This is a genomic window from Microcoleus sp. S36b_A4 (genome assembly GCF_036700645.1).
In the GTDB taxonomy this organism is placed as follows: domain Bacteria; phylum Cyanobacteriota; class Cyanobacteriia; order Cyanobacteriales; family Microcoleaceae; genus Microcoleus.
Genome location: NZ_JAUBPI010000193.1, coordinates 1 through 2,973, shown reverse-complemented (window position 1 = coordinate 2,973; position 2,973 = coordinate 1). Strand labels below are relative to the sequence as shown.

Sequence of the window (2,973 nt, the reverse complement as noted above, 5' to 3'; positions counted from 1 at the left end):
ATTACCTCCATCCCAGAAGCGCTCGGGCAACTATCGAATCTGAGAGAGCTTCGTCTCAATGAAAATCAGATTACCTCCATTCCAGAGACGCTCAAACAATTGCCGAGACTGAAAATATATGAATAGCTGAGGGAGCTGTAGCCGTTCCAAATCTAAATAGGAAAATTAGATTATTCGGATGAAACTGCAACGGTTACAAGCTTTAGGCTAGAAAATTTGGGTTTCCCCGCCTAACTTAGGGGGTAAATGAGCAGTCGTACAGAAACTTACGCTAAGGCTGAAACTTTTACTGGATAAGCATTCTGGGAACTATCTTTTTATCTCTCAAAAACTTAAAGAGTTAAAAATTAAACTGTACCAATTAGAGCATAAATTTTTTGGTACAGCTTTTTTGTACGGCACAGTAAGGATTTGAGACTTTTAAGTTTCAGACAGATCGATTGGTACAGATTTATAAGAGGCGAACGCAATATTCAAAACGACTAATCAATTCCTTAGCGTAAGTTTCTGTACGACTGCTCATTTCACCCCGATGTCAAAGTTAAACCAACCATTTTCATAAAAGGCTGTCAAATCTTGAGTGGTGTAATTTGGAGTGGAGAAAATGGGTATACTGAGCTCATGTTAGAACAGCTTACACCATAAGCTATTTAGGATAAAAGCCCTGAACCAAATAATCTCTCTCAAATCTTGACTGGTGTAATTTGGAGTGGAAAAAATGGGGGCGTTGCATAATGTTCGTATGAATTGAAATCAATTGAGGATGCAATGCCCAGAATGCGTTTGCACCCATATCCGTAAAAATGGGAAGAAACTAGGTAAACACTGATCACATTTCTGTATTGCAAGATACTGCGCTATTCCCAATTAGAAGAACTACTGAGACACTCAATTAGATTGTTACTACATTATCTGAAATTCTGGGATGTTCCGGTTCCTCAATAATTCATACCGCTATTGAGCAACGCCAAGTTTGGAGTCCTATAAGCCCAGTAGGATGAGTTTTGTAACTTTCGCAAAAAGTTGACTCATACCGTGAATCAGCAACGCCCAATTTTGATATTACCCATTGCACAGTTGTGCAAAAATAACTACCTTTACGAGCAACAGGAAATACAAACTCAAGCAATTAAATTGGCACAAACTACTCTAGTTTCATCCCATTTGTTTATTTACGATATTAATTAAGCAAACAGAGTTGGGATTTGAAACAAATTATCCAAACTCAACATTTAGGAACCAATCCATAATAAAAAAGGAGAGCGACCTGGCTACATTTTTTGATACCAACTCCGATGGTGACTATCAGTTTACATTTATAAATCACTCAAACAGGCTAATACGATACGATCTCCGTAATTATGACTGGTTTAATCGTTTTTCGGCGTTGCTGATTCTGGCGTATGAATCAACTTTTCGCTTGATGTTACAAAACTCACCCTACTTGGCTTATAGCCATTCCGAAAACTTGAATTCATACCTGTATTCAGCAACACCAAAATGGGTATACTGAGCTCATGTTGGAACAGCTTACACCATAAGCTATTTAGGACAAAAGCCATAAACCAAACACTCTCTGTCAAATCTTGAGTGGTGTAATTTGGAGTGGAAAAGATGGGTATACTGAACTCATGTTGGAACAGCTTACACCATAAGCTATTTAAGGTAAAAGCCATGAATCAAACAATTTCTTTCAAATCTTGAGTGGTGTAATTTGGAGTAAAAAAAATGGGTATACTGAGCTCATGTTGGAACAGCTTACACCATAAGCTATTTAAGATAAAAGCCATCAACCCAACATTCTCTGTCAATGCCAAGAGTTTGTAACACGGTTTCAAGAACGTCGGGCTAAAGTCAGCTAACGTGTTGGCGATATCTTTACTTTTGACATCTACCACATTTTAGGAGATGCTAATGAATCACTCCCAATTGATGAAATTGACTTCGATAGGATTGGTCAGCATTCTGTTACTGCGAATATGGGGTCAGTCGCAAATTAGTAGAAATGAACTTTTCTCATGGCTCGTGCAGAAACAACGGGGCGATAGTGAACGGAAATTTGCTAATTGGTGTCACAAAAAGGCTTCTTTAAGTCCTGAAACTAAACATACTGTTGAGGTGTTGTTGAAGAAAGCGGGAACTACTGAGTGCAAGGCAGCCGCTCAGAAACTTTCGAGTCTCACGAAACTAAAGCTCGACAAAAATCAAATCCGTGACATCAAACCGCTAGCATCTTTGACTCACCTGGATTGGCTCTCCCTCGACAACAATCAAATCAGCGACATCAAACCGCTAGCATCCTTGACTAAACTGAATTACCTCGCCCTCACCCACAATCAAATCAAGGACATCAAACCGCTAGCATCCTTGACTAAACTGAATTACCTCTGGCTCGACAAAAATCAAATCAAGGACATCAAACCGCTAGCATCCTTGACTAAACTGAATTACCTCTGGCTCGACAAAAATCAAATCCGTGACATCAAACCGCTAGCATCCTTGACTAAACTGAATTACCTCTGGCTCGACAGCAATCAGCTCGGGGATATCCAACCGCTAGAATCCTTGACTAAACTGAATTACCTCTCCCTCAACAGCAATCAGCTCGGGGATATCCAACCGCTAGAATCCTTGACTAAACTGAATTACCTCTGGCTCGACAAAAATCAAATCCGTGACATCAAACCGCTAAAATCCTTGACTAACCTGACTTCGCTCTTCCTCGACAACAATAAAATCAGTGACATCAAACCGCTAGAATCCTTGACTAACCTGAATTGGCTCAACCTTAACAACAATAAAATCAGTGACATCAAACCGCTAGCATCCTTGACTAACCTGACTGTACTCGATCTTCACAACAATCAAATCAGTGACATCAAACCGCTAACATCTTTAGCCCTCTTTTGTCACTCTCGTGGTAGTATAAGCAGTAACACACCCCAAAAGCATTGCCAGTCCTATGGTAGAGCC

Annotated in this window: 2 protein-coding genes and 1 pseudogene; all 3 read left to right on the top strand. The window is 39.9% G+C overall.

What is annotated here, in order from left to right; genetic code table 11:
• The gene (locus tag QUA03_RS29115) at window positions 1–126 is read left to right on the top strand and encodes a leucine-rich repeat domain-containing protein (protein ID WP_445304885.1); all 126 of its coding nucleotides are present in this window, start codon (window positions 1–3) and stop codon (window positions 124–126) included.
• 711 nt (window positions 127–837) lie between these two features.
• Window positions 838–945: pseudogene (locus QUA03_RS28640) on the top strand (IS1 family transposase); the annotation flags it as partial.
• A 969-nt stretch (window positions 946–1,914) separates the two neighbouring features.
• Window positions 1,915–2,973 (top strand): leucine-rich repeat domain-containing protein (locus QUA03_RS28635; RefSeq protein ID WP_333217074.1); only part of this gene is annotated, 1,059 nt, incomplete at its 3' end.